Here is a 20234-nt window from a genome sequence, read left to right on the forward strand (position 1 = left end):
ACGAAGGCCGGCCTCCCTGGGGAGACCGGCCTTCGTTCGCAGTTACGAAATTACGCGTTCGCGTCGTCCTCGAGGAGGTTGCGCGTGCGGTTCGGATCGACCTGGACGCCGGGTCCGGTGGTGGTCGAGACGGTGACCTTCTTGACGTAACGACCCTTGGCCGACGACGGCTTCGCACGCAGGATCTCGTCCAGCGCAGCGCCGTAGTTCTCCACCAGCTTGGTCTCGTCGAACGAGGCCTTACCGATGACGAAGTGCAGGTTGGCCTGCTTGTCGACGCGGAAGTTGATCTTGCCGCCCTTGATGTCGTTGACGGCCTTGGTCACATCGTTGGTGACCGTGCCCGTCTTCGGGTTCGGCATCAGGCCACGCGGTCCGAGGACACGGGCGATGCGGCCGACCTTGGCCATCTGATCGGGGGTGGCGATCGCGGCGTCGAAGTCCAGGAATCCGCCCTGGATGCGCTCGATCAGATCTTCTGCTCCGACGACGTCGGCTCCTGCTGCCTCGGCCTCTGCAGCCTTCTCACCAGCGGCGAAAACAATAACCCGAGCGGTCTTGCCGGTGCCGTGGGGAAGGTTGACGGTGCCGCGCACCATCTGATCCGCCTTGCGGGGATCGACGCCGAGTCGCACTGCAACCTCGACGGTGGGGTCGAACTTGCTCGACGCGGTCTCCTTGGCCAACTTGGCGGCTTCGAGAGGCGAGTAGAGGTTGTCCTGGTCGATCTTTGCGGCCTGCTCGAGGTAGGCCTTGCTGCGCTTTGCCATGTCTTGCTGTCCTTCGTTCGAGTTCAGTGTGGTTGACGAGCCTGGCCGGCTCTCCCACGTGTACTTCGGTTACTGCAGAGAGCTGGTAATCAGCCTTCGACCGTGATGCCCATCGAGCGAGCAGTGCCGGCGATGATCTTCGCGGCCTGATCGATGTCGTTGGCGTTGAGGTCTTCCTGCTTGGTCTTGGCGATCTCGCGCACCTGATCCATGGTCACCTTGGCGACCTTGGTCTTGTGCGGCTCGCCGGAGCCCTTTGCCACGCCTGCAGCCTTGAGCAGCAGCTTGGCAGCGGGAGGAGTCTTGAGCTTGAAGTCGAACGTGCGGTCTTCGTAGACCGAGATCTCGACCGGCACGACGTTGCCGCGCTGCGACTCGGTCGCGGCGTTGTACGCCTTGCAGAACTCCATGATGTTGACGCCGTGCTGGCCCAATGCGGGGCCGACGGGCGGTGCCGGGTTGGCGGCACCGGCCTGGATCTGAAGCTTGATGATCCCGGCTAGCTTCTTCTTCTTCGGGGGCATTTCTTTTTCCTTGTATTCGCTCGGGTTTCTTGCGGTTGCTACTGCAAGTCTGTGCGCGCGGCTTCTAGATCTTGGAGACCTGGGTGAAGCCGAGCTCGACCGGGGTTTCACGGCCGAAGATCGATACCAACACCTTGAGCTTCTGCTGCTCTGCGTTGACCTCGCTGATGCTGGCGGGGAGAGTCGCGAACGGGCCGTCCATGACGGTGACCGACTCGCCGACCTCGAAGTCGACCTCGATGGTCGGCTTCGACGTGGTGTCGCCGCTCTGGTCGCTTGCGCCTGCGGTCGCTTTCGCGTCCTTCTTGGCGCCTTCCTGCGGCATGAGGAACTTGACGACCTCGTTGATGGTCAACGGTGACGGACGCGACGTCGCACCGACGAATCCGGTGACGCCGGGGGTGTTGCGCACTGCGCCCCAGGACTCGTCGTTGAGTTCCATGCGGACCAGGATGTAGCCGGGCAGAACCTTGCGGTTGACCTGCTTGCGCTGGCCGTTCTTGATCTCGGTGACCTCTTCGGTGGGAACTTCCACCTGGAAGATGTAGTCGCCGACGTCGAGGTTCTGCACACGGGTCTCGAGGTTGGCCTTGACCTTGTTCTCGTATCCGGCGTACGAGTGGATGACGTACCAGTCGCCGGGAGCGCGACGCAGAGCCGCCTTCATCTCGGCGACGGGATCCTCGGGCTCTGCCGTGACGTCGGCGTCAGCGGCCTCGTCGCCTTCGGCGGCAACGTCGTCCCCGGCGGCAGCGGCCACGTCGGCCTTGATTGCTTCGTCGGTCTCGCGGTCCTGAGCGGCCTGCTCCGCTTCGAGGCCCTGCTTGGTCGCCTCGACATCGGCGTCGAATGCGGCCACTTCGGTGGCGTCGTTGTGCGGCGTGCTCACGTCAGCACCCTTTCTCTAGTTTCCTGCTCGGTTCGATCGTCGAAAAGTCGGCCGTCTCGGTCAGCCGAACAGCCAGCCGACGCCTTTGATGAACAACACGTCGAGACCGCTGATGTACGCGACCATGAACGTCAGGAAGACGAGCACGACGGTGGTGTAGGTGACCATCTGCTTCTTGTTCGGCCAGATGACCTTGCGCAGTTCGGCAACAACCTCGCGGAAGAACTGCAGCAGCCGCAGAAAAACGTTGGGCCGCTTGTCTGCTTTGGCCTTGCCCGAACGTCCCTTGCCGGACGTGGCTTTCGTGGACGCGGTCGCAGTCTTCGTCATCGACACCGAGGCAGCACCGGTGCTGCGTGCCCTGCTCGACGATCGCTTACCGGTGGGTACGACAGCCTCCGCAGAAGATCCACCGGCAGACGTATCAGCATCGGAGAGACGGCCCTCGGAGCCAGGTACGACGTCGTCTGGGGCCGAAGAGTCCTCGAACTCCCCCGATCGACCGTCGCGCTTACCGCGCTCCTCGCTCACGTCGTTCCTCTCAGTTGCTGACACCTTGGGCAGGGGCGACAGGACTTGAACCTGCAACCTACGGTTTTGGAGACCGTTGCTCTACCAATTGAGCTACGCCCCTTCGGCCGAAACTTCTCGGCCGCTCTGGTGTCGATCCGACTCACACGCTCGAGCCCACGTCACCTCGGAAAGAGGACGCGGGCAGCGCAGAGCGCCGGATTACCCCAGAAATCTCAGTGTACTGCACACTCTTCGGAACAGATAAATCCCGTCGTCCCGGCCACGAACTACTTCTGCCGGATCGACATGCTCAGGCCAAACGTACCGTTGCGGTAGCTCGCCCGAAAATCTTCTTGCCCTCGAACTTCGCCACGATGGCAATCACGGCAGTTCGCTCCTCGACGTCCATCGTCTTGATCTTGCCGGTGAACTCGACCTGCGCCGCCGAATCCGCCGGGACGAACACCGAGCTGGTGAAGCGCACGTTGTACTCGGTGACCGCACCCGGATCGCCGAGCCATGACGTGACGAAGCCGGCACCGAGGCCCATCGTCAGCATTCCGTGCGCGATCACGTTGTCCAATCCGGCCAGCGCGACAACTTCGTCACTCCAGTGGATCGGGTTGGGATCGCCGGACACACCGGCGTAGTTCACCAGGTCGCCGCGGGTCAAGGACACGACTCGCTCGGGCAGCTCCTCGCCGACGGACACGTCGTCGAAACTACGAAGCGCCATGCCTGATCACTTCCTTGACCGCATGGGCGATGTTCTCGTCGATCTCCCCGCCGGTCCGCGCCACGATGGTCGTCCACGTGGTCTGTACGAGATCACCGTTCTGGTCGGTGATGATGTTCTTCGTGGTCATGATGTCGCTGCCGCTCATCTGCCGGAAGGACTCGAGGTACACGTCGCAGAAGATTCGATCGCCGACCTGAATCGGGCGATGGAATTCCAGTCGTTGGTCGGTCTGCAGAATCTGGCTCGGGTCGTAACCGGTGATGACCTCTTGCAGCATCCGGGTCTGCGACATGATCCCGAGCAGGGAAACGAAGGTCAAGGGCGCGAGGAGACCGTCGTAACCGAGGCCCTTCGCTGCGTCCTCGTCGTGATGCGCGGGATGAAAATCCTGGACGGCACGCGCGTATTCACGAACCTTCTCGCGGCCGACCTCGTAGAAGTCGTCGACGCGGAAATGAGAACCGACCATGGACGCCGCGTGTGCGGATGCATCCATGGTCGGGACATCGTGTGGAGCTTGTGACACGGAAAACCTTTTCTACCCTGGACGCAAGAGCCGTTAGGGGGAGAAAAAGTGACCTAACGCCGGGCGCCGACTAGAGATCGGAACTGCGAACCAGCGAGCCGTGCAATCTAGCGAGATTCGCGGTGAGCCCGGTGCGTTCCGCAGTTGGAGCAGAACTTCTTCAGCTCGATGCGGTCGGGATCGTTCCGACGGTTCTTCTTGGTGATGTAGTTGCGGTGCTTGCAAACCTCGCAGGCCAAGGTGATCTTGGGCCGCACATCGGTGGAGGAGGCCACTGGACGCCTACTTTCGGGTAAATCTGATCTGGGTCAATCAGGACTGTTCATGCGTGCTACTTGCCGTGCTTGCCTACTGTGTAGCGGTGACCGGACTTGAACCGGCGACGCAACGATTATGAGTCGTTTGCTCTACCAACTGAGCTACACCGCCTCAGGTGCTCATCGTCCACCATCCCACGAACGGGAGCGCGACGTCGAGCCATCCAATCCAGCGAGCCCCCTAACGGAATCGAACCGTTGACCTTTTCCTTACCATGGAAACGCTCTACCGACTGAGCTAAGGGGGCGGGTGACTACGGGAACTCTCGTTCCGCAGGCTCCACCTCAGAACACGAACAAGCCGTGCGCTGAAGCCTTCAAGAGGTTACACATTCCGAGCACCGACTGCCAAATTGCGAGGTCAGCGGCCCTGATATGTCCTCTTCACATGGAAACCCCAGCGAGAAAATTTCTCGCCGGGGTTCCAGGTGTGGCAGATGTAGGATTCGAACCTACGTAGGCATAAGCCGACGGATTTACAGTCCGCTCCCATTGGCCGCTCGGGCAATCTGCCGTGCTGCGATCGAAGTCCGTGCTGGTCTTCGGCGCGGTGAGAAGAATACAACGAACGTCCCCCCGGAACGCAAACCGGGTGGATACGGTCGGTAGCGGGCCGATAAAGTCCCAGCGGGATGTGGACCGACACCACCGCAGAAACAAATTTTCGATTCGACTGGAGAGTGTGAGAAGTGGCTGATTCGTCCTTCGACGTAGTGAGCAAAGTCGACCGGCAGGAAGTGGACAACGCTCTCGGACAGGCCGCGAAGGAGCTGGCGACCCGCTTCGACTTCCGAGGATCGGACACCAGCATCGAGTGGTCCGGCAGTGGCGAGTCCGAGACCATCGTCATCACGTCCGAATCCGAGGAGAAGGTCAAGGCAGCTCTGGACGTCTTCAAGGAGAAACTGATCCGACGCGACGTCTCGCTCAAGGCTTTCGAGACCAACGACCCGGCCGCGTCCGGCAAGGTCTACAAGGTCACCGGCAAACTCGTGCAAGGGATCAGCACCGAGAACGCCAAGAAGATCTCCAAGAAGATCCGCGACGACGGCCCCAAGGGCGTCAAAGCGCAGATCCAGGGCGACGAGCTGCGCGTGAGCAGCAAGAAGCGCGACGACCTGCAGGCAATCCAGCAGCTGCTCAAGAACGAGGACTTCGGCATCGCCCTGCAGTTCGTCAACTACCGGTAGAGCGCCGCATGTGAGTGGAACCTCGTAGCAGACTACGAAGTTCCACTCACATGCCGCAGGCTCCGGTCAGTAGGGCCGATGGCCGGCCATCCGCTCGAGCCGTTCGATTCGGTCGGCCATCGGCGGGTGGGTGGCGAAGAGCGCGCCCGCCTTGTCGCCGATGCGGAACGGATTGGCGATCATCAGATGCGACTCCGCGGCCAGCCGCGGCTCGGGCGGCAGCGGTGCCAGCTGCACCCCCTGCTCGAGTTTGCGCAGTGCCGACGCCAGCGCCAGCGGATCACCGGTCAGCTCGGCACCGGACTGATCGGCCTGATACTCCCGAGAACGAGAGACCGCGAGCCGCACCAACGTGGCCGCGATGGGTCCCAGCATCGACACCAGCAGCAGAGCGAGCGGATTGGCTCCCCCGTTACCGCGTCCGCCGAAGACGTTGGCGAAGAAGGCCAGGTTCGCCAGACCCGAGATGACCGACGCCATGGCACCGGCCACCGACGAGATCAGGATGTCGCGGTTGTAGACGTGCGAGAGTTCGTGTCCGAGCACCGCTCGAAGTTCCCGCTCGTCGAGGATCCGAAGAATGCCCTCGGTGCAGCACACGGCTGCGTTGCGCGGGTTCCGCCCGGTGGCGAACGCGTTGGGATTGTTGGTCGGGCTCACGTACAGCGCGGGCATCGGCTGATGCGCCGTTGTCGCCAGTTCCCGCACGATCCGGTACATCGCCGGCTGTTCGAGCTCACTCACCGGCACCGCGTGCATCGACTTCAGAGCCATCTTCGCGCTGTTGAAGTACGCGTAGCCGTTGACGCCGACGGCCAGCACGATCGACCCGATCAGAATCATCGAGTTACCGAACAACGACCCGATGAAGACGATCAGCGCAGACATCCCGACCAGCAGGCCGAATGTCTTCGCACCGTTGGCGTAACTGTTCATCGTGACGGGTGCCTCCTCGTACCGGGTGTTCCTACCCGATTCAACGACGGCACCCCGACGTGCAGTTCCCGACCACCGAGTGGGCGACTACCCCACGCGTTCGACGGTGTAGTTCACCAGTCGGCCCAGGGCGTCGTTGGCCGGTCCCTGCGGCAGCAGTGCGAGCTCGGCGTGGGCGCGGTCGGCGTACTCGCCGAGGGTCTTCTTGGCCGCGACCATGCCGGGTGACCGCTGCAACAGCTCCAGGGCCTCGGTGACCAGCGCATCCTCGGTGACCGGGCCGGCCAGGATCTCGCGCAGGCGGTCGCCGTCGGCACCTTCCTCGCGGAGCGCGAACAGCACCGGCAGGGTGTGCACGCCTTCCCGCAGGTCGGTGCCGGGAGTCTTACCCGACTGCTCGGTTGCCGAGGAGATGTCGATGATGTCGTCGGAGATCTGGAACGCGGTGCCGACAGCGTCACCGAGGCGCTCGAGGCGTCCCACGTGCTCGGCATCGCCGCCACTGAACGTGCCGCCGAAGCGCCCACAGGAGGCGATGAGCGACCCGGTCTTCTCCCACACGACCTTCAGGTAGTGCGCGATGGGATCGTCGGTGCTCTTGGCCCCGATCGTTTCGCGCATCTGCCCGGTGACCAACTCGGCGAAGGTCTCGGCGATGATGCGGACGGCGTCGGGTCCGAGGGTGGACACCAGACGCGACGCATGTGCGAAGAGGTAGTCACCCGCGAGAATGGCCACACTGTTGCCCCAGCGTGAGTTCGCACTCTCGGCTCCGCGGCGCATCGACGCCTCGTCCATGACGTCGTCGTGATAGAGCGTCGCCAAGTGCACCAGCTCGACCACGGTGGCGGCGGTGACGATCGCCGGATCTGTCGGCGACGGCCCCAGCTGGCCGGTCAGCACGGTGAACAGGGGTCGGAATCGCTTGCCGCCGGCCTTCGCCAGATGCAGAGCAGCCTCGGTCAAAAACTCTTCGCCGTCGGACAGTTCGCTGATCATCAGCTCTTCGACGCGCGCGAGACCGTCGGCGACGGATCGAGCGAGCTCCGGGTCACCCAGGTCGACTCCGGCAACGACCGTTACTGCGGTCGCGTCGTCTGTACTCACGATGTTGATCCCTGTCCTGTCGTCGGCGTCGAGCGGCGATGGATGACGGAAACTGCTGCTCGGGTACTACCGTAGTGAACCTAGTGTGCACACTCGCACGACGGTGCCGCCCACCACAGGTGACTATTCCCTCACCGAACCGAGCCCGAGTCTCTTCCCGACGCGGCCTGCAGGGCCAATGAGTGAACGACGTCACCGCTACGACGGTGAACACCCCCGATGAGCAGGGCCTTGACAACGGTCGACCGAAGGCCCTGACGGCGCAGCACCGCGGCAATCGGGATACTGGGATCTGTGACCTCATCCAACCCGGCCCTGCCCTCCTCGACCGATGTGTTGGTCGTGGGCGCGGGCCCCGCAGGATCGTCCGCGGCAGCGTGGGCAGCACGTTCCGGCCGCGACGTCGTACTCGCCGACGCGGCCGTCTTTCCCCGGGACAAGACGTGCGGCGACGGGCTGACTCCGCGCGCGGTCGCCGAACTCGATCGGTTGGGTCTGGGTGAATGGGTTCGCGGTACCGCGCGCAATCGCGGGTTGCGCCTGAGTGGGTTCGGCCAGGAACTCGAGCTCGAATGGCCGAGCAGATCTTTCCCGGCCGTGGGCAGTGCCGTCCCGCGAACCGAATTGGACGACCGCATCCGCCGCGTTGCCGTCGACGCCGGGGCTGTGATGGCCGAGGGTGCCAAAGCGGTGTCCGTCACCCGCGACGGAAATGCGGTCCGATCGGTGACGCTGCAGACCGGCGAAGGCAGCCACGACATCGCGTGCCGCACTCTGATCGTCGCCGACGGCGTCCGGTCCACGCTGGGCAAGCAACTCGGACGCCAGTGGCACCGCGACACCGCGTTCGGCGTCGCCGCCCGCGCGTACATCACGTCTGCGCGCAGCGACGACGAATGGATCAGCTCGCACCTCGAACTGCGCGACGGCGCAGGCACGCTGCAGCCCGGCTACGGATGGGTCTTCCCACTGAACGACGGCAACATCAACATCGGCGTCGGCACGCTGGCCACCGCCACCCGGCCCGCATCGGGAGCCCTGCGTCCCCTGCTGGACCTCTACACCCAGCAGCGGCGGTCGGAATGGGAATTGACCGGCGAGCTGCGGTCGGTCGCGTCGGCGCTGCTGCCGATGGGCGGGGCGGTCTCCGGCGTCGCGGGGGTGAACTGGGCGATCATCGGTGACGCCGCAGCGTGCGTGAACCCACTCAACGGTGAGGGCATCGACTACGGACTCGAAGGCGGCCGCATGGTGGTCGACCTTCTCGATCACGCCGACCTGACCGACGCCTGGCCGACTGTGCTGCGTGAGCACTACGGTCAAGCCTTCTCCATTGCTCGACGCCTCGCCGGACTGCTGACCGTGCCGAGGTTCCTGCCCGCAGCGGGTCCGGTGGGCATGCGCTCGCGGGCACTGATGAAAGTTGCCGTCCGGTGCATGGGCAACCTGGTCACCGAGGCCGACAGCGACCTCGTCGCTCGTACGTGGCGAACCGCAGGAACCACGTCACTGAAAATCGATTCGCGGCCGCCGTTTTCGTAGCCGCGCGCGGAATCAGGGCCGAATTGCCTTGTGCAGAGCCACGATTCCGCCGGTGAGGTTGCGCCACTGCACGTCGGTCCAGCCGGCGTCGGCGATGCGCTGAGCCAACTGCTCCTGGGTGGGCCACGCGCGAATGGACTCGGCGAGATAGACGTACGCGTCGGGGTTGCTGCTCACTGCGCGAGCGACTTTGGGGAGCGCCTTCATCAGGTACTCCATGTATGCCGTGCGGAACGGGCCGAAGACCGGGGTGGAGAATTCCGAGACCACAAGACGCCCACCGGGTTTGGTGACCCGGGCGATTTCGCGCAGACCTGCATCGAAGTCGGAGACATTGCGAAGGCCGAACGAGATGGTGGCGGCGTCGAAACTGGCGTCGGCGTACGGAAGCGCCATCGCGTCACCGGCGACCATCGGCACCCCGCGGGAGAGTCCGGCTCGGAGCATGCCCTTGGAGAAGTCGGTGGCGACGCACCAGGCCCCGCTGCGTCCAAGTTCGACCGTGGAGACGCCGGTGCCGGCGGCGAGATCGAGAACCCGCTCACCGGGCTTCAGATCGAGGGCTCGGCGGGTCAGCTTGCGCCAGCTGCGGTCCTGGCCGAACGACAGAACGGTGTTGGTGATGTCGTAGCGGCGGGCGACGCCGTCGAACATCGACGCCACCTCGTGGGGCTCTTTTTCCAGGGTTGCGCGCGATGTCGTGGCCACGAACTCCAGCTTACTCAGGCTGCTTCGGTCACCCGTGGCGCTGTGATGCCTTGCACGTCGTAGTAGTGGGAGATCAGCTCGTCGCAGATGGCAGGCCAGGTGCGGTGCAGAACCGATCGGCGGGCGGCGTTGCCGAAGCGGGCGCGGGTGGTGGGTTCGGCGAGGGCACCGACTGCACTGGGCAGCAACTCGGTGAACTTGTCGACCGGCAGTAGGTAACCGTTGCGGCAGTGCGAGACCAGATCGCGGGGTCCGCCGGCGTCGGGACCGATGACGGGCACTCCGCTGGCGAGGGCTTCTTGGACTGCCTGACAGAAGGTTTCGTGTTCGCCGGGGTGGACGAATATGTCGAAGCTGGCGTAGGCCTGCGCGAGTTCGTCGCCGCCGAGTTGCCCGGTGAAGATCGCGTTCGGCATCAACGCCTGCAGTGCTGCAGTATCGGGTCCGCCACCGACGATCACCAGCTGGATCGACGGATCTGCGGCCAGCACGGCGAGCCGTTCGACGTGCTTCTCCGGCGCGAGCCTGCCGACGAACCCGACGATCAGCTTTTCGCCGGATCCCCATCGGCCGCGAAGGGTGGCCGACGCGGCCGAGGGCGCGAACCGAACCGCGTCCACTCCCCTGGCCCACCGATGCACGCGCGGGATGCCGTGCTGCTCGAGAGCGTCGACGGCCGAGGTGGACGGTGCCAGAGTGCGGGCCGCTCCGCGGTGCAGTCTCCTGGTCCAACGCCACGCGGCCTTCGAGGTCAAGCCGAGGCCGTAGCTCGCGGCGAATCCTGCGACATCGGTCTGGTAGACGGCGACGGCAGGCACGTCGAGGCGGTTGGCGGCGGCCAGGCCGCCCGCTCCGAGCAGGAACGGGGACGCCAGATGCACGACGTCGGGCGCGAAGGTCCGTAGCGCCGAGACCATCCCGAGGCCAGGAACACCGACGGGCAGGGAGCTGACCTTCGGCACCATGACGGACGGCACTCGGTGGACCGGGACGCCGTTGTGCCAGGTCGCCGCTCGCGGTCCCGACGGGTTGTCGGGGGCGACGACGATGGCGTCGTGCCCGGTCTTCTCGAGATGTTCGAGGACACGGATCACCGAGTGGGTGACGCCGTTCATGTTGGGTAAGAACGATTCCGCAACGATGGCTACTCGCACGGTTTTCAGTGTGGGTGGCCACGCAGTCGCCCAGGCATGGACGACGTTACGTGTGGGCCAACGTCACACGAATTGCTGGGCGACCCACGACGGACTCGGGTTGGTGCGGTGTCCGGTGCCCACGAACACCGTCGGAACCGTCTCGTTCCCGTCGTTCACCGACCGAACCCGCGCTGCGGCAGCAGCATCTGCGCGGATGTTCGTCCACACGGCCTTCTTTCCGCGGAGCAACAGCGCAACCCGCAGCCGAAGGCAGAAGATGCAACCGGGACGCCAGTAGATCAGCGGCACCGATTTTTCGATGGCAGCCACTCGAGACGCGTCGTCGGATGCAGAGCGCGGATACAGCACCGGAGTCGTCAGGACGAGCAGGAACACCACCACGAGCACCATGATCACGATCGAGGACGCGATGTTGCCGAAGTTCACCAACGCGAACCCGGCCACTGCGGCGACAGCAGCGATGACCCACTGCCTGGCATTACGCATTCTGTGCCTCTTTGCGCTGGGTCTCCTTGCGACGTAACCAGAACAACACCGGCCCGGCGATCAGCCACGTGACGACGATGACCGATCCGGCAGGAACGATGGCCACGGCGGCGTCACGGCCGGCAACCCGCACCAGCAGGTCGCTGTCGCTGTCGTTGTTGCCGGAGTCCGCCTTGTAGTACTCGACCTCGATGCGTTGCCCCACGACGAGATTGGTGGGGTACAGCACGCCGAGTCTGGGATTGTGGGTCACGCCGTCGGGGGTGATGAAACTGACCGCCGAACGCAATTTGCCCGCTGAGAGCACCTCGGCCGTCGCGACGCCCTTGTCGGAGTCGATGGTGACGTCGTTTCGCCAGGCACCGACCACCAAGAGGAACGACAGAATCGAGATGGCGACCGCGACCACGAGCACGACCAGCCGGATTCTGTGCAGAGTTCGGCTGCCCCTCTCGGTGTCGGTCACAGCATTCAGGTTACTTCGCGGCCGGTTCGCCTCCGCTCCGGTAGCCTCTGTGCTCATGTCGCGCAGCTTCGAGTTCACCGTCGAATCGTCCAATCCGCCCGCTGACGTGCACGCCGCACTCACCAGTGAAGACCAGTGGGCCGCCCGCTTCGCCAAGGCCAAGAAGACGGACGGGTACGAGATGACCAAGCACGACGACGGCGGCTTGACCGTGGACATCACCGAGGAAGTCGGCACGTCCGAACTGCCCGGCTTCGTCACGAAAGTCATCAAGGGCAAGCTGATCGTCTCGCGTACCGACCACTGGGGTCCGCTCGAAGGCGACCACGCCGAGGGCACGCTGGTCGGCGGCACCACGGGTCTCCCCGCGAAAGTGAACGGCACCCTCTCGCTTCGCCCCGACGGCACCGGAGCGAAACTGGTCGTCAAGGGTGAATCGACGGTCAAGATTCCGCTCGTCGGCGGCAAGATCGAAGACCTGATCAACAAGATGATCAAGGACATGATCGATCAGGAAACCGGCGAAACACTCGAATGGGTTGCTGCGCAACAGAATTAGAGACGGGCCCGGATCGCTGCGTGTAGGTCGCGCAGCCCGGACCGATCCGTGGTCACTTCCAACACGCGGATTCCGTCGGCATGGCCGGTGAGTTCGGTTGCCAGATCGGCCAAGTCGACCAGGTGGTGCTCCACGCGGTAGGCCCCGCACAACGCTCCCAGGTCCATTCCGTGCGGTGTTCCGAACACCCGCTCGAACACACCCGCGTACTGCGGGTCGCCCTGTTCGAGAAGCTCGAAGATGCCGCCGCCGTCGTCGTTGGCGACGACGATCGTCAGGTCGTCCGGACGCGGCTCACCGGTGCCGATGAGTAGACCGGCCGCGTCGTGCAGGAACGTCAGATCACCGAGAAGTGCCACGGTGCGGCGCTTTCCGGCCATCGCCGCACCGATGGCCGTCGAGACGGTGCCGTCGATGCCGGCCACGCCACGATTGGACAGAACCTTCACGCCCGGGATCGGAGTAGAGACCAGGGCCGCGTCGCGCACGGGGTTGGAGGCTCCGAGCACCAGCTGATCTCCGGGCTGCAATGCCGACATCACCGCGTCGGCAACGTGCAGACCCGTCGGCTTGGGGTGCTCTCGAAGTTGTTGGTGCACAGCCTTTTCGGCGCGTTCCGATACGGCAGCGCAGCGCGCGATCCACGCGGGATCGGGTGCGCCGGTGGTCACGGCACGCGTGCCGGTGGCCAGTACGTTGCCCGAGACGTCGGGCCAGCGCGGGCCGGTGGTGAGCGCGATGACGTCCACCGCCGGATCCGCGAGCAGCGCCGACACCTGCCGGTGCAGGGTCGGGCGGCCGGTGATGACGGCTTGACGCGGCTTCAACTGCGCAAGAGCCAAGGGATGCAATGCAATTCCGTGCAGTGGCGCGGTCGGCTCGGCAACGGTCGGCAGCCCGGCAAGCTCCGGACGAACGGCTCCGCCGTGCCCGGACACGACGACGGTGTCGACCGACAGATCGAGTTCGACCGGGACGTCGAGGGTCGCCTGGGTGGTCGAGGTCCACGGCATCCCGTCGGGACGTCCTTCGGGCCGGGCCCCCGGATCTCCGAGAGCGGGGACCAACGGTTCACGCAGTGGAATGTCGAAGTGCACCGGCCCGGCGTTGCCCGAGCGCGCACCCCGCGCAGCAGCGATGACCCGCGAGACCGCGCTACGCCACTGACTGTTCTGCTTGGGTCCTTCCTCGGCGAGCCCGAGGCTGATCGTCGCGCGGACCTGCGACCCGAACAGGCCCAACTGCTCGATGGTCTGGTTGGCACCGGTGCCGAGCATCTCGTACGGCCGGTTGGCACTGATGACGATCAGCGGGATCCGGGCGTAGTTCGCTTCGAGCACCGCGGGCCCGAGGTTCGCCACCGCTGTTCCCGACGTCATCACCACCGGGACAGGTTGGCCGCTGCCCAGGCTCAGTCCGATGGCCAGGAATCCGGCGGTCCGCTCGTCGATCCGCATGTGCAGTCGTAGCCGTCCGGCCGCGTCTGCTTCCTGCAGAGCGAAGGCCAACGGGGCGTTGCGCGAGCCGGGACAGAGCACGACGTCTTCGATCCCGCTGCGCGCCAGTTCGTCGACGACTGCAGTGGCCTGAGCGGTGGACGGATTCACAGTTTCCAGAGTGTCAGATGCTCCGGTCGGCCGCCGCAACCGGGCTTTGACAGTATTGAGACGTGCGTACAGTCTTCCGGCCCGACGAGGTCTCCTCCCGCCGCTTCTACCAGCTACTGACCGCGTCGGTGGTCCCCAGGCCCATCGCCTGGATCTCCACGGTCTCGGCCGACGGTGTGGCGAACCTCGCGCCCTACAGCTTCTTCACCGTCTCGTCCGTGGAACCGCCGGTCGTCCAGTTCACGTCCGTGACCCGCAAAGACAGTCTGCGCAACATCGAGGCCACCGGCGAGTTCGTCGTCAATCTGGCCACGGCACCGTTGGTCGATCAGGTCAACGGCAGCTCGGCGAGCTTCGAGCACGGCGTCAGCGAGTTCGAGGCCGTCGGCATCGAGAGCGAACCCAGTGCGATCGTCACGCCGCCGCGGGTAGCTGCCGCCCCGATCGCCATCGAAGCCACGCTGCACCGCGTCGTCGAGGTGGGAAACTGCTTCGTCGTCATGGGCAGCGTCGTCGCAGTGTCCGTTCGACCAGAATTTCTCGCCGAGGACGGCCTGCCCGAGTTCGAGACCATCGCACCGCTCAGTCGACTCGGCCGTACCGAGTGGGGACTGCCGCCCGAGGTTCGCGAGATCGAGCGACCTTCTTGATTCGCTGGCTGCTGCTGGTTCTCGTCACGGTCGCACTGACCGTCGGGGCCGATGCACTCGGTGTGCCGTCGGCTGCGTTGTTCGTTGCACTGTTGGTGGCGATCGTGTTCGCGCTCGCCGGGTGGGCTCCGACGACCGGAACCGAGCGAGCGCCGCTCCCCCGCAGACTCGGCATGGCGGCGCAGGCAATCCTCGGCGTCGAGATCGGCACGCTCGTGCAGAGCGACACTCTGAGCTCGCTGGGCGATACCTGGCTGCCGGTACTGCTGGCATGCATCGGCACCCTGTTGCTGTCGATCGCGGCCGGCGCACTGTTGGGGCTTCGTAAAGACATCGATTCACTGACCGGTTCGTTGGCGCTGGTCGCAGGCGGAGCCTCGGGACTGGTGGCGATCACCCAGGAGTTGGGCGGCGACGAACGCGTGGTCGCGGTGGTGCAATACCTGCGTGTCGTGCTGGTGACCACAACGCTGCCGCTGGTCGCAACCCTGGTGTTCGACGCCCAACCCGGACAATCGTCGGTCACCGCCGACGTGCACGAGGCGCTCTGGATCGACCTCGCCTTCGTCGTGATCTGCGGCGTCATCGGCGTGATGCTGGCCAAGATGATCCGGCTGCCCGCCCCCGCCCTGCTCGGCCCGCTGATGATCGCCACGCTCGCCGACGTGCTCGGCGTCTCGTTCGACGCGTCCGTCCCAACGCTGTTGCTGTGGGCGGCGTACATCGTCATCGGCTGGCAGGCCGGACTGCGGTTCACCGTCGCCAGCTTGAAGTCGATCTCGCGGGTCCTGCCCGCATCGTTGATGTTGATCATCGCCGTCACCGTCTGCTGCGCGATGCTCGGCCTGTGGCTGGCGTCCGCGACGGGGACGAGCGGCTACGAGGGCTACCTCGCAACCACTCCCGGCGGGGTGTACGCGGTGCTGGCCATCGCCGCGTCGACCGGGGCGAACGTCACCTTCGTCGTGGCCGCCCAGGTGATCCGCGTGTTCATGATGCTGTTCGCAGTACCCGTCGGAGCCAAGGTGGTCCAGCGCTACCGGCGCGGTCGGCCCGAGTGAGAGATCGACGGAAACCCATCACAGCTTAGGGTCGGCTAACCTGTGCGGCATGGGTAAGTACCTCAAACCGGAGAACCCCGCGTTCTACCGCCTGACCGTGCTCGGGAGCGAGCGAATCAGCCCCAGCTTCATCCGGGTGACCCTCGGCGGCGATTCGTTGTCGAACTTCCGCTACATGGGCTACGACCACTGGTTTCGTCTGTTCCTGCCGCAAGCGGGCCAGGACGAGCCGCGCATCCCCAGCGCCACCTCGATGCTCTGGTACGCCCAGTATCTGACGTTCTCCAAAGACACCAAGCCGGCGGTCCGCAACTACACGGTCAGCCGATACCGCGCTGCGGGAGAGGGCACGTACGGCGACGGCCCGGAGCTGGATGTGGACTTCGTGGTACACGGCGAAGTAGATGGTGGCGGCGGAACCGGTGGTCACAGTGGTCCGGCGTCATCGTGGGCTACCAGGGCGGTCCCAGGCGATCGCGTCGCGATCTTCGACGAAGGCCGCATCTACACGTTCGAGGGACAATCGAGCTGGCAGTTGCTCGTCGGCGACGAGAGTGCTGCCCCGGCGATTCTCGGCATTCTGCGGTCGTTGCCGGACGACGTTCGGGTCAAGGCCTTCGTCGAAGTGCCCACCGAGGCCGACATCCAGAAGCAGGACGTGCACGCAGGCGTCGAGATCGAATGGATCGTGCGCCCCAACCCGCTGGCCAAGCCGGGCGAGGCCGCGTTGGCCGCGGTGCAGAAAGCCGAGCTTCCGGACGGCGATCCGTTCGTCTACGTGGCCGGGGAACAGGGGCTGGCGACGGGCCTGCGTAGATACCTGGTGAACGAGCGTTCCGTACCCAAGTCTCGGATCTGCTTCACCGGATACTGGAAGTTCGGTAAAGCCGCCCCGTAGCCCTCGATTAGTGTGACTTCACATGCCCGGCTCCGGAAAAGGTCATACCGTCGTCACCGACTCGGCAGCAGTCGACAGCGCGCCGTACGCGTCGTTGCGTGCGCGGCCACTCCCCCGAGCGGAACGATACGAGCTGGGTCGACGCCTACGCGACAAGGTCCCGATCGAATCGCTGGGCGACTGGACACCGCCGCCGGATCGTCCGGACCCGGTGCAGCAGATCGAGTACTCGCACCAAGGCCGGATCGAATGGCTCATCCCCACGCGCCTCGAGCGCATGGTCGAATCCCCGTACGGCTTCCTGCGCGGCACGGCCATCGTCATGGCCCGTGACGTCGCGATGCTGCCGTCCACCGGCATCAACCCGGTGATCAGCGGCGACGCCCACCTCGGAAACTTCGGCTTCTACGCCTCCCCCGAACGCGACCTCGTCATCGACCTCAACGACTTCGACGAAGCGCACCCGGGTGCCTGGGAATGGGATCTACGACGCCTCGCCGCGAGCATCTGGGTGGCCGGCCGACAGAACGGACGCAGCGAGGATCGGTGCCGCGATGCCGTCGCCGCCTGCGTGTCCGCGTATCGAATCGAGGTCGCGCGCCTCGCCGACGAACCGCTGATGTCGCGGTCGTTCCAACGGTTGACGGCCGAGAAACTGCAACGGGATGCCACTGCGGGATCGTTGCGCAAGGAGATCAAACGCGCCACCAAGAAAGCGCGTCGACGCACGAGTGACCGCGTCCTGCCGCGATTCACCGAGGAACACGAGGGCACTCGCAGGATCGTCGAGGAGCCGCCGATCACCACCCGAATTTCGGCCGAGGACGAGGAGTTGCTGGCCGTCGGACTGGACGAATACCTGGGCACCCTCACCCCCCATTGGCGTCGGGTATTGGGGGGATACACGTTGATCGACGTCGCGCATCGCGTCGTCGGAGTCGGCAGTGTCGGGCTCAGGGCATACGTGGCACTGCTCGAGGGCACCAGCGCGGACGACGTCGTGTTCCTGCAGCTCAAGCAGGCCAGACGGTCGGTGCTCGCGCCATATGTGCACGGCGAATCGGCCTGGCACGACCACCAGGGACAACGCGTGGTGGAGTACCAGCAGGACCTGCAGACGGTCAGCGATCCACTGCTGGGGTGGTGCACGATCGCCGGACGGCAGTACTACGTGCGGCAGTTCCGCAACATGAAGGGGACGATCGATCTCTCGTCGATCGATGCACCCGCGCTGGTGGACTACGCGCGGGTGGTGGGGCGACTACTCGCGAAGGGACACGCTCGCACCAGCGGCGCGTCGATGATCTCGGGATACACGGGCGATTCCGATGAACTCGACGTCGCACTGTGCCGATTCGCGCGACTCTACGCCGACCAGACCGAGGCCGATTGGGAGCGTTTGAGCGCTACGCGCATGTGAGTGGAAACTCGTACCCTGCTACGAATTTCCACTCACATGCGGCGAAGCCGCTCAGGCGTGCTTGGCGACCAGATCGCCGACGCGCGGCAGTGCCTCGGTGACGTTCTTCTTCGCCGAGCCACGCAGGCTGCCGTAGAACTTCTTGACGACGGACTTGTCCGTCTCCTCGATGCGCGCATCGGTGACCGAGAGCAGAGCGTCGGACGCGGCATCTCCGTTGGCGGCGAGGTACTCACCGAACGTGCCCTGCGGAGCAGCGTTGTACGACTGCCAGAACGGATCGAGCTTGTCGACGAAATCGGGCCACAGAGCCGAGACCGCATTGTCGATGTAGGACGGACCGACCTTCTTCACTGCGCCGTAGCCCCCCTTGACCGCGAGGCCACTCGCGCCCTTCTTGTCGGCTACCTCGGCGTCGATCAATGCCAGCACGTCGACGCGCAGAGCGTCGGCCTTCGACTCGTCGAGCAGCGAATCCTTCAGTGCAGCAACCACTTCGAACTTCCTCCCAGATGTGTCGGCGGCCCCACGCGGACCGGGCGCAACACTACCGCAGCAGTGCGTGGCAGCGCCGCACTCGCTCGATCCACCACTGGGTGCGCTCGGCGTCGGCACCGAGTTCGATCAACGCGTGCGGATCCGGCTCGACGCTCTGGACCGGATACGTTCCGTCGACCACCTCGGGTGCCGGTGCGACGTCGCGAACGAACAGACTGCCCGTCCCCAGTCCGCAGGCGAATTCCAGATGCGGCAGCGCGGCGGCAGCGGCGAGCCCGGAGGCGATGCCCACAGCCGAATCGAGTGCACTCGACACGACCACCGGCACGCCGTACTCCCCCAGTTCGCCGGCCAGTTCGAGCAGTGCGCGCATGCCGCCGAGCGGAGCGACCTTGAGTACCGCGATGTCCGCGCCGCCGGCCTGCACGACCTTCATCGGGTCCTCGGCCCGGCGGATGCTCTCGTCCGCGGCCACCCGTACTCCCGGAGCCCGGCGGCGCAGCTCGACGAGCTCGGCGACCGTGGCGCACGGCTGCTCCGCGTATTCGAGTGGCCCGTCCGCAGTGAGAGCAGCCAACGCAGTGACTGCCTCGTCGACGGTCCAGCCCCCGTTGGCGTCGATCCGCACCCGCGGCACCAGCTCGCGCACCGCACGAACGCGAGCCACGTCGTCGGCCAGGCTCTGCCCCTTCTCGGCCACTTTCACCTTCGCCGTTTCGGCCCCGGGTGAGCGGCTCAGCACGCCCGCCACATCGGAGGCGTCGACCGCGGGCACGGTCGCGTTGACCGCGATGCGTCGACGCACTGCATTCGGCGGGCCCTCCCACGCGGCCTCGATCGCCGACGCCAACCACGGGGCGGACTCGACGTCGTCGTACTCGGGGAACGGAGAGAATTCACCCCACCCACCGGGACCACGAATCAACATCACCTCACGGGTGGTGATCCCACGGAACTTCGTCCGCATCGGCATCGAGAGCACGTGCGCACCGTCGAGCAGATCGTCGATCGGGGGAATCATTGCTGCCCCGGGAGGAGCTGCACCATCAATGCCTCGCAGTCGGCGAGCAGGTTGCCGTCCAGATCCGTCAGCCTCGCGCTGATGAACGTCTTGCGACCCTCCACCTTGTCCACGGCACCCTCGACGACCAACTCGGTGTTCAGCGGGGTCACCTTGCGGTAGTTGATGTGCAGGTACGCGGTCCGGCTGATGGGCCGACCGTACGCATGTTGGATCAGGCCGAAGAGGTCGTCGAACAGCAGCGGAAGGGTGCCCCCGTGCGCGGCGGCGTTGCCACCGAGGTGGAAGCGACGGAACATACCACGGCTACGGACGCCGTCGGCTGCGAATTTCTCGATGATCCACGGCGGCAGCAGCAGCGAACCACGGCCCGGCAGAGCAGGTACCCGCCCCGCGGTCTGCTTGCCTTCGGCGACCACGTGCGGCTCCAACAACTCGATCAATTCTCGAGTCTTGCTCGCGGCTGCCTCGGTGACGTCTGCGGGCAACGACGTGGACACGGCGAGATCCTGGACCGTGCGCAGTGCCTCGAGCAACTGTCCGTATTCCGGTCCCACCTTCGCCGGAACGAAACGAGGGAAGCCGCCGTGGTGGTCGTAATCGGGGTCGGAACTGCGGTCGAGCTGCATCGGATCGGTCATGACCTGCAC

24 protein-coding genes and 4 tRNA genes are annotated in these 20234 nt (G+C 65.2%); 7 read left to right on the top strand and 21 right to left on the bottom strand.

Going from position 1 to position 20234, the window contains the following annotated elements:
• Positions 1-50 precede the first annotated feature (50 nt).
• The 11 genes from rplA to AB0O58_RS01545 form a co-directional block, all read right to left on the bottom strand.
• Positions 51-770 carry a 50S ribosomal protein L1 gene (rplA, locus tag AB0O58_RS01495; RefSeq protein WP_027498276.1) on the bottom strand — a complete coding sequence of 240 codons (720 nt, stop codon included), beginning with the start codon at positions 768-770 and terminating at the stop codon, positions 51-53.
• 89 nt (positions 771-859) lie between these two features.
• Positions 860-1294, bottom strand: a complete 435-nt coding sequence (gene rplK, locus AB0O58_RS01500; RefSeq protein ID WP_008713829.1) for a 50S ribosomal protein L11 — start codon at positions 1292-1294, stop codon at positions 860-862.
• A 64-nt stretch (positions 1295-1358) separates the two neighbouring features.
• A complete protein-coding gene (gene nusG, locus AB0O58_RS01505; protein WP_027498277.1) occupies positions 1359-2183 on the bottom strand; it encodes a transcription termination/antitermination protein NusG in 825 nt (274 codons plus the stop codon).
• Positions 2184-2243: 60 nt separating this feature from the next.
• A complete protein-coding gene (gene secE / locus AB0O58_RS01510; RefSeq protein WP_027498278.1) occupies positions 2244-2714 on the bottom strand; it encodes a preprotein translocase subunit SecE in 471 nt (156 codons plus the stop codon).
• 30 nt (positions 2715-2744) lie between these two features.
• A tRNA-Trp gene (locus AB0O58_RS01515) sits at positions 2745-2817 on the bottom strand.
• A 189-nt stretch (positions 2818-3006) separates the two neighbouring features.
• A complete protein-coding gene (hadB, locus tag AB0O58_RS01520; protein ID WP_027498279.1) occupies positions 3007-3432 on the bottom strand; it encodes a (3R)-hydroxyacyl-ACP dehydratase subunit HadB in 426 nt (141 codons plus the stop codon).
• Positions 3419-3931 carry a (3R)-hydroxyacyl-ACP dehydratase subunit HadA gene (gene hadA, locus AB0O58_RS01525; RefSeq protein WP_045840660.1) on the bottom strand — a complete coding sequence of 171 codons (513 nt, stop codon included), beginning with the start codon at positions 3929-3931 and terminating at the stop codon, positions 3419-3421. Before hadA ends, hadB begins: the two co-directional genes overlap by 14 nt.
• A gap of 137 nt (positions 3932-4068) precedes the next feature.
• Positions 4069-4236 (bottom strand): 50S ribosomal protein L33, encoded by a 168-nt coding sequence (gene rpmG, locus AB0O58_RS01530; protein WP_027498281.1) that lies wholly within the window; start codon positions 4234-4236, stop codon positions 4069-4071.
• Between the two features lie 81 nt (positions 4237-4317).
• Positions 4318-4390: transfer RNA gene (locus AB0O58_RS01535), tRNA-Met, on the bottom strand.
• Positions 4391-4453: 63 nt separating this feature from the next.
• Positions 4454-4526, bottom strand: a tRNA-Thr gene (locus AB0O58_RS01540).
• 183 nt (positions 4527-4709) lie between these two features.
• Positions 4710-4792 (bottom strand) — tRNA-Tyr (locus tag AB0O58_RS01545).
• Positions 4793-4967: 175 nt separating this feature from the next.
• Here AB0O58_RS01545 and AB0O58_RS01550 point away from each other — a divergent pair.
• The gene (locus AB0O58_RS01550; protein ID WP_027498282.1) at positions 4968-5468 is read left to right on the top strand and encodes a YajQ family cyclic di-GMP-binding protein; all 501 of its coding nucleotides are present in this window, start codon (positions 4968-4970) and stop codon (positions 5466-5468) included.
• A 66-nt stretch (positions 5469-5534) separates the two neighbouring features.
• Here the strand turns inward: AB0O58_RS01550 and htpX are convergent, their stop codons facing one another.
• On the bottom strand, positions 5535-6404 hold the full coding sequence (htpX, locus tag AB0O58_RS01555) for a zinc metalloprotease HtpX (RefSeq protein WP_222067701.1): 870 nt from the start codon (positions 6402-6404) through the stop codon (positions 5535-5537).
• Between the two features lie 87 nt (positions 6405-6491).
• A complete protein-coding gene (locus AB0O58_RS01560) occupies positions 6492-7511 on the bottom strand; it encodes a polyprenyl synthetase family protein (RefSeq protein ID WP_032365250.1) in 1020 nt (339 codons plus the stop codon).
• A 294-nt stretch (positions 7512-7805) separates the two neighbouring features.
• Between AB0O58_RS01560 and AB0O58_RS01565 the strand changes: the two genes are divergently transcribed.
• Positions 7806-9053 carry a geranylgeranyl reductase family protein gene (locus AB0O58_RS01565; protein WP_094665466.1) on the top strand — a complete coding sequence of 416 codons (1248 nt, stop codon included), beginning with the start codon at positions 7806-7808 and terminating at the stop codon, positions 9051-9053.
• 12 nt (positions 9054-9065) lie between these two features.
• On the opposite strand, the gene AB0O58_RS01570 is transcribed toward AB0O58_RS01565, so the two are convergent.
• From AB0O58_RS01570 to AB0O58_RS01585, 4 genes are all read right to left on the bottom strand, one after another.
• Positions 9066-9761, bottom strand: coding sequence for a demethylmenaquinone methyltransferase (locus AB0O58_RS01570; RefSeq protein ID WP_027498286.1), 696 nt, complete (start codon positions 9759-9761; stop codon positions 9066-9068).
• A 14-nt stretch (positions 9762-9775) separates the two neighbouring features.
• Positions 9776-10915, bottom strand: coding sequence for a glycosyltransferase family 1 protein (locus AB0O58_RS01575; RefSeq protein WP_217900717.1), 1140 nt, complete (start codon positions 10913-10915; stop codon positions 9776-9778).
• A 63-nt stretch (positions 10916-10978) separates the two neighbouring features.
• The gene (locus AB0O58_RS01580; protein WP_366237761.1) at positions 10979-11404 is read right to left on the bottom strand and encodes a glutaredoxin domain-containing protein; all 426 of its coding nucleotides are present in this window, start codon (positions 11402-11404) and stop codon (positions 10979-10981) included.
• A complete protein-coding gene (locus tag AB0O58_RS01585) occupies positions 11397-11870 on the bottom strand; it encodes a DUF3592 domain-containing protein (protein WP_366237762.1) in 474 nt (157 codons plus the stop codon). Before AB0O58_RS01585 ends, AB0O58_RS01580 begins: the two co-directional genes overlap by 8 nt.
• Before the next feature lie 55 nt (positions 11871-11925).
• Here AB0O58_RS01585 and AB0O58_RS01590 point away from each other — a divergent pair, with 55 nt between their 5' ends.
• Entirely contained in the window at positions 11926-12429 is a 504-nt protein-coding gene (locus AB0O58_RS01590) for a DUF2505 domain-containing protein (protein ID WP_027498290.1), read from the top strand.
• On the opposite strand, the gene menD is transcribed toward AB0O58_RS01590, so the two are convergent.
• On the bottom strand, positions 12426-14036 hold the full coding sequence (menD, locus tag AB0O58_RS01595) for a 2-succinyl-5-enolpyruvyl-6-hydroxy-3-cyclohexene-1-carboxylic-acid synthase (protein WP_366237763.1): 1611 nt from the start codon (positions 14034-14036) through the stop codon (positions 12426-12428). The genes AB0O58_RS01590 and menD overlap by 4 nt on opposite strands.
• A gap of 62 nt (positions 14037-14098) precedes the next feature.
• Here menD and AB0O58_RS01600 point away from each other — a divergent pair, with 62 nt between their 5' ends.
• From AB0O58_RS01600 to AB0O58_RS01615, 4 genes are read left to right on the top strand one after another with little or no spacing between them, the layout of a single operon-like run.
• Positions 14099-14686 (top strand): flavin reductase family protein, encoded by a 588-nt coding sequence (locus AB0O58_RS01600; protein ID WP_032365245.1) that lies wholly within the window; start codon positions 14099-14101, stop codon positions 14684-14686.
• On the top strand, positions 14683-15747 hold the full coding sequence (locus tag AB0O58_RS01605) for an AbrB family transcriptional regulator (protein WP_027498293.1): 1065 nt from the start codon (positions 14683-14685) through the stop codon (positions 15745-15747). The genes AB0O58_RS01600 and AB0O58_RS01605 overlap by 4 nt, the downstream gene beginning before the upstream one ends.
• A gap of 49 nt (positions 15748-15796) precedes the next feature.
• A complete protein-coding gene (locus AB0O58_RS01610; protein ID WP_366237764.1) occupies positions 15797-16645 on the top strand; it encodes a siderophore-interacting protein in 849 nt (282 codons plus the stop codon).
• A 22-nt stretch (positions 16646-16667) separates the two neighbouring features.
• On the top strand, positions 16668-18065 hold the full coding sequence (locus AB0O58_RS01615) for a DUF2252 domain-containing protein (RefSeq protein ID WP_366237765.1): 1398 nt from the start codon (positions 16668-16670) through the stop codon (positions 18063-18065).
• A 51-nt stretch (positions 18066-18116) separates the two neighbouring features.
• Here AB0O58_RS01615 and AB0O58_RS01620 read toward each other — a convergent pair whose 3' ends face one another.
• Genes AB0O58_RS01620 through AB0O58_RS01630 form a run of 3 tightly spaced genes read right to left on the bottom strand, consistent with a single transcriptional unit; the run spans position 18117 to position 20225 of the window.
• A complete protein-coding gene (locus AB0O58_RS01620; protein WP_027498296.1) occupies positions 18117-18560 on the bottom strand; it encodes a hypothetical protein in 444 nt (147 codons plus the stop codon).
• A gap of 52 nt (positions 18561-18612) precedes the next feature.
• Positions 18613-19584, bottom strand: coding sequence for an o-succinylbenzoate synthase (locus AB0O58_RS01625; RefSeq protein ID WP_366237766.1), 972 nt, complete (start codon positions 19582-19584; stop codon positions 18613-18615).
• Positions 19581-20225 (bottom strand): PaaI family thioesterase, encoded by a 645-nt coding sequence (locus AB0O58_RS01630; RefSeq protein ID WP_027498298.1) that lies wholly within the window; start codon positions 20223-20225, stop codon positions 19581-19583. Before AB0O58_RS01630 ends, AB0O58_RS01625 begins: the two co-directional genes overlap by 4 nt.
• Positions 20226-20234 lie beyond the last annotated feature (9 nt).

The sequence above is a fragment of the Rhodococcus sp. NPDC080181 genome (assembly GCF_040702225.1).
GTDB lineage: Bacteria > Actinomycetota > Actinomycetes > Mycobacteriales > Mycobacteriaceae > Rhodococcoides > Rhodococcoides fascians.

Bases quoted from the DNA above. Each gene is read 5' to 3' on its own strand.
- hadA (WP_045840660.1), bottom strand. From the start codon at position 3,931: ATGGATGCATCCGCACACGCGGCGTCCATGGTCGGTTCTCATTTCCGC.
- AB0O58_RS01625 (WP_366237766.1), bottom strand. From the start codon at position 19,584: ATGATTCCCCCGATCGACGATCTGCTCGACGGTGCGCACGTGCTCTCG.
- AB0O58_RS01615 (WP_366237765.1), top strand. From the start codon at position 16,668: ATGCCCGGCTCCGGAAAAGGTCATACCGTCGTCACCGACTCGGCAGCA.
- htpX (WP_222067701.1), bottom strand. From the start codon at position 6,404: ATGAACAGTTACGCCAACGGTGCGAAGACATTCGGCCTGCTGGTCGGG.
- rplA (WP_027498276.1), bottom strand. From the start codon at position 770: ATGGCAAAGCGCAGCAAGGCCTACCTCGAGCAGGCCGCAAAGATCGAC.
- rplK (WP_008713829.1), bottom strand. From the start codon at position 1,294: ATGCCCCCGAAGAAGAAGAAGCTAGCCGGGATCATCAAGCTTCAGATC.
- hadB (WP_027498279.1), bottom strand. From the start codon at position 3,432: ATGGCGCTTCGTAGTTTCGACGACGTGTCCGTCGGCGAGGAGCTGCCC.
- AB0O58_RS01630 (WP_027498298.1), bottom strand. From the start codon at position 20,225: ATGACCGATCCGATGCAGCTCGACCGCAGTTCCGACCCCGATTACGAC.
- AB0O58_RS01610 (WP_366237764.1), top strand. From the start codon at position 15,797: ATGGGTAAGTACCTCAAACCGGAGAACCCCGCGTTCTACCGCCTGACC.
- AB0O58_RS01590 (WP_027498290.1), top strand. From the start codon at position 11,926: ATGTCGCGCAGCTTCGAGTTCACCGTCGAATCGTCCAATCCGCCCGCT.
- AB0O58_RS01580 (WP_366237761.1), bottom strand. From the start codon at position 11,404: ATGCGTAATGCCAGGCAGTGGGTCATCGCTGCTGTCGCCGCAGTGGCC.